Source organism: Methanospirillum sp., assembly GCF_035560735.1.
Classification (GTDB): domain Archaea; phylum Halobacteriota; class Methanomicrobia; order Methanomicrobiales; family Methanospirillaceae; genus Methanospirillum.
Map to the genome: position 1 here is coordinate 1 of NZ_DATMYY010000375.1, position 4591 is coordinate 4591.

Here is a 4591-nt window from a genome sequence, read left to right on the forward strand (position 1 = left end):
CTTCTGTTTTGAAACTGCAAGTTTTTCAATTATTCCGGTATCGACTTCACTGCCGGTAGTAAGGGTGCCAGTCAATACAGCGTTCTCAACAAATCCCTCACCATCTGCAGTTCTAACAACCAGCGTAGTGTATCCAGCGGGAGTTCCTACTGAACCTGCAGAAATATCAGCGTCAAGGGCTGAAAAATCTCCACATGTATGACATCCCTGACGTACTGCTTTTGCTACCTCATCAAGTGAGAGGGTACTGGATGAGCCGTCTGTAAGGGTAAGGTCCAACTTTCCCTTTACATCCATCTTGGCAATCTGATGAGGAGCAAGACCTGAACGTTTCAGAATGTCTTCCATCAGGGTATGATAATCAAAACTCTCTGTGCAGAAGAGTCCGATGATCAGACGAATGGATCTTCCAAACGGAATCAGGAGATCATTCTTTGAAATTTTCATACCTCGTGCTGCCTGCACGACGCAGGGTGTTCCCACAACAGCAATATGTTTCAGTTTCCTATCAACAACAGCTGCCTTTAACGATCGGAGAACCGGCACTGACCAGTTATATCGTGAACCCGCATGTTCAACCAGTTCTCCTTCATTTGTTATCAGGATCGAACGTGGGCGGTGACTCCACCGGTCCTCTGTAAGTGTGACAACACCATCAATCAAACCCTTCTCAAGAGCTGCCACCAGGATTGCTGTTACAGCACCTCCGTTCTGCTGGTGGGGAACAGGCCCCGTTGCCTGAGCCTTGAGCAGACTTATGTATGAACCGAGGGTCTCCTTTTTCTGTTCACGAGTGCGGGGACAGGCATCATAGCATGCCCCACAGGGGACTGAATCAATTGCCATCTTACAGTACCCTGATGAGGAGGGATGATTAATTCCGGGCTCTTCAATGAAAAACAGTGCATCAGCAGGACATACAGCCACACATGCTCCACATCCGCTGCAAGTGCCTGCGTCCCAGACCTCCTTGCTCAGATCCTTGTAACTCTTTGTATCAGCCATCTGCTCACTCCCAGATATACTTACTAGCGAATGGTCTGGCACTAACCGGTGCTATCCTTGTAAAGGAAGATGATAAAATATCTGCAGGATTATAACCGAAGTGCTCAGAAAACTCTTTGACAAACGGTTCAATTACTGATAAATCCTCTTTAGTTGCTTCCCGTGCAGATGCACCGATACCAAGTGTCCACTTCTCTACCGGACCCCTGATGTAGATCGCCCCGCCGTGGATACCACTTGCAAGGCTCATCTCGGCAAAAGGTTCCGGATTTTTCTGGCCAAGTCTGAGCAGGATGACAAGTCCGCCAGCCATGAACTCACCAAGAAATGCCCGTGCATTTCCTCCGATAACCAGAACGGGTTTCTTCTCCATATACTGCTTCATATGGATTCCACCCCTGTATCCGATGTCATCTTTCACATAGACACGACCACCACGCATACTATGGGCTGTCGCATCACCGCTACTTCCGTGGATAACGATAAGACCTTCATCCATCGTGTTACCGGGAGCATGGTCTGCATTTCCGTGTACGATGATCGTCGGCCCTTGCATAAACATGCCGAGATCCCCGCCTGGAACTCCTTCTATGGTGATAGTTGCATCACCGGTCAGACCATCGCCGATAAACCGCTGACCCATCACGTTCAGGAGGTGGATCTCTTTTGCCCCGTCTTTAATCGCTTTACGGATTAACTTATTCAGCGGAGTATAATGCATTTTATGTGCATCAATCTCGACGACTGACATCTTCAGGCCCCCACCGGTTTGATATCCAGAACATCCAGCATCGACTCATCAAGCATGTATCCTCTGAGCCTGTCGCGATTTCCACGAAGTGACTCAATACTGTTGATACCTGCTGCACCCATCAGTTCAGCAAGTTCAAGTGTCCATGCATGGATCAGGTTTTCAACATTTACCGAGGCTTCATCGGTATTTAGTCGGGCTACGAGGTCAGGCTGCTGGGTTGCAATACCCCATGCACACAGATTTCGATAACAGGTTCCACAAACCCTGCACCCCATGGCAACCAGAGCTGCCGTTCCAATATAAACTGCATCTGCACCAAGACAGATTGCCTTAGTGACATCTGCACTGTGCCTGATTCCACCTGATGCAATGATGGAGACTTCGTTCCTGATACCCTGCTGACGGAGTTTTGCGTCTACTGCCGCAACTGCCGCTTCAATTGGGATACCCACATGGTCTCTGAAGACTGCAGGAGCAGCACCAGTTCCACCTTTAAACCCATCGATGACTACAGCATCTGCACCTGACCGGGCAATACCTGCTGCAATAGCTGCAACATTGTGAACCGCTGCAATCTTGACAAAGACAGGCTTCTGATGCTCGGTAGCCTCCTTTAGACCCATGACCAACTGTTTGAGATCTTCTATAGAGTAGATATCATGGTGAGGAGCCGGACTGATGGCGTCACTACCTTCAGGGATCATACGGGTACATGATACATCTGCACAGACTTTTTCACCAGGCAGGTGGCCACCGATACCGGGTTTTGCTCCCTGACCGATCTTGATCTCAATTGCTGCCCCCCTGTTCAGGTAATCGACATTAACACCGAACCGTCCGGATGCAATCTGAACAATCATATTGTTCTGATATGGAAAGAGTCCTTCATGCAACCCTCCTTCTCCGGTTCCCATGAATGTCCCGATACGCGAGACCGCTTTTGCCATCGCCATTTGGGCATTCAGAGAGATTGCTCCATAACTCATATGCCCGATCATGATAGGAGTTTCGAGTTTGAGGTTTGGCAGAAGCTTAGTATTGAGCTCGACATCATTGCCCGGACCATAGGTAATATCAAGCTTTCGTGGCTTTTTACCAATATATGTCCGGAGTTCCATTGGTTCGCGAAGAGGGTCGATACTAGGGTTTGTAACCTGACAGGCATCAAGAACAATCCGGTCAAAGATTATTGGATAATCACCGGTGTTACCCATTCCACCAGAGAGGATTTTACCAGATTCAGCCTGCTTAAATATATTTTCACGAACACGGTCAGTCCAGACCGGGTGACTCCGATAATCGCAGGGACGTTCTGCGATCATAATGGCATCACGGGGGCACTGAGAGAGACAACGGTGACAGGCAACACAGTTCCGGGAGTTGACTTTTATTCTTCCGTCTTCCATTCGGTAGACATTATATGAACAGTTGTCAACACACCGACCACAAAGCATGCACTGGTCATGATCAAGGGTTACCTGGAACTTTAGCGGGCGTGATCCGATGATCATGCCACGACCCTCCCAACGATAGGCTGACCAGCACGTGGCATTGAGATCTTCTTCACGTCAGGGTCCATGGTCCTGATTGCTGCCTCTTCACTAGAGACATACAGTCGCTGATCATGTTCGCCTATGACGAGAGGCCGAAGTTTGATCCTATCTGAGAATCCTACCAGTGAGTCGTGGGATGCCACTGCTATTGCAAATGGCCCATTCATCATTGCTTGTCCATATGTGAGGCGGATTGCAGTATTGAGTTCCTGCTCAGAAGGTTCCATCCTTTCAATTTCTTCCCAGAATGGAGGAGCAAGAGCCCTGACTGCATGCTCAGGGCTGAGCTTGTGCTTTCTTGCAAGTAGATCCATCAGGTACGCAACAACTTCTGTGTCTGTGTACATCCGACAGATATATCCAAAGCTCTCAATATATCTCCGGTTAGTTCCGTATGATGTGATCTCACCGTTATGGACTACACTCCAGTTCAGGAGATTAAAGGGATGAGCTCCTCCCCACCAGCCAGCTGTATTTGTGGGATACCGGTTGTGAGCTATCCAGAGGTATCCTTCATAATCTTCAACCCGGTAAAAGTCTGCTACTTCTTCAGGCCATCCAGATGCCTTGAATACACCAATATTCTTTCCTGATGAAAAGATGAGTGCTCCGGGTATTTTCGTGTTAACATGCATCACAAGCTGAGTGACGATGTCATCTTCAGGAGTGTCACTCTGGGGCATCAGTTTACGGTTTGGCCTGAAGAAATATCGCCATGGGATGTGGACCTTCTTTATACGGCCGGTTTCATGGGTGGGGATCTCTTCATCATGCTCTACCATTCCCCAGGTTTCAAGCAGTTCCTCGACTTTTTCCTTGGGTTCAACAATATTGTCATAAAATACATGTATTGCATACAGATCTGCGTAATCCGGATATACTCCGTATGCAGCATATCCCGCGCCCTCACCATTGCCTCGTTCATCCATGATCGCGAGGGCTTCTCTGATTGCAGACCCATCCATCGTTTCGCGAGTCTTATCAATCACGCCTATTATTCCGCACATATCACCACATACACCAAAAAGTCGGCAATTATACTGCCATTTACATCCGGATATGATTCCCCGGCTGAAGGCTTTTTTGTTGTAACCTCTTTTATACGTTCTTCGATCATATTAACATGAGTAGATGGAATAAACCATCCAGCAAGAAAATAAGTATTGGATAACAGGGAGTGTTTATCAGATTCTGATAAATATCATGTACCTAAACTATATACACATCATACCGTTCAGGATAGGAAACGTAAAACCTGATATCCGGTATTACTGAGCAA

4 protein-coding genes are annotated in these 4591 nt (G+C 47.8%); all 4 read right to left on the reverse strand.

What is annotated here, in order from left to right:
• On the reverse strand, window positions 1-1005 hold a 1005-nt coding region (locus VN429_RS11115; RefSeq protein ID WP_325633295.1), incomplete at its 3' end, for a Coenzyme F420 hydrogenase/dehydrogenase, beta subunit C-terminal domain.
• Window positions 1006-1009: 4 nt separating this feature from the next.
• Complete coding sequence (locus tag VN429_RS11120) at window positions 1010-1756, reverse strand: GltB/FmdC/FwdC-like GXGXG domain-containing protein (RefSeq protein ID WP_325633297.1); 747 nt, start codon at window positions 1754-1756, stop codon at window positions 1010-1012.
• Between the two features lie 2 nt (window positions 1757-1758).
• Window positions 1759-3270: a glutamate synthase-related protein gene (locus VN429_RS11125; RefSeq protein ID WP_325633299.1), complete on the reverse strand. Its 1512-nt coding sequence runs from the start codon at window positions 3268-3270 to the stop codon at window positions 1759-1761.
• Entirely contained in the window at window positions 3267-4319 is a 1053-nt protein-coding gene (locus tag VN429_RS11130) for a class II glutamine amidotransferase (RefSeq protein WP_325633301.1), read from the reverse strand. The genes VN429_RS11125 and VN429_RS11130 overlap by 4 nt, the downstream gene beginning before the upstream one ends.
• Window positions 4320-4591 lie beyond the last annotated feature (272 nt).

What these genes read in the sequence shown, in the direction of transcription:
- VN429_RS11120 (WP_325633297.1), bottom strand. Translation starts at nt 1,756, where the DNA reads ATGTCAGTCGTCGAGATTGATGCACATAAAATGCATTATACTCCGCTG.
- VN429_RS11125 (WP_325633299.1), bottom strand. Translation starts at nt 3,270, where the DNA reads ATGATCATCGGATCACGCCCGCTAAAGTTCCAGGTAACCCTTGATCAT.
- VN429_RS11130 (WP_325633301.1), bottom strand. Translation starts at nt 4,319, where the DNA reads ATGTGCGGAATAATAGGCGTGATTGATAAGACTCGCGAAACGATGGAT.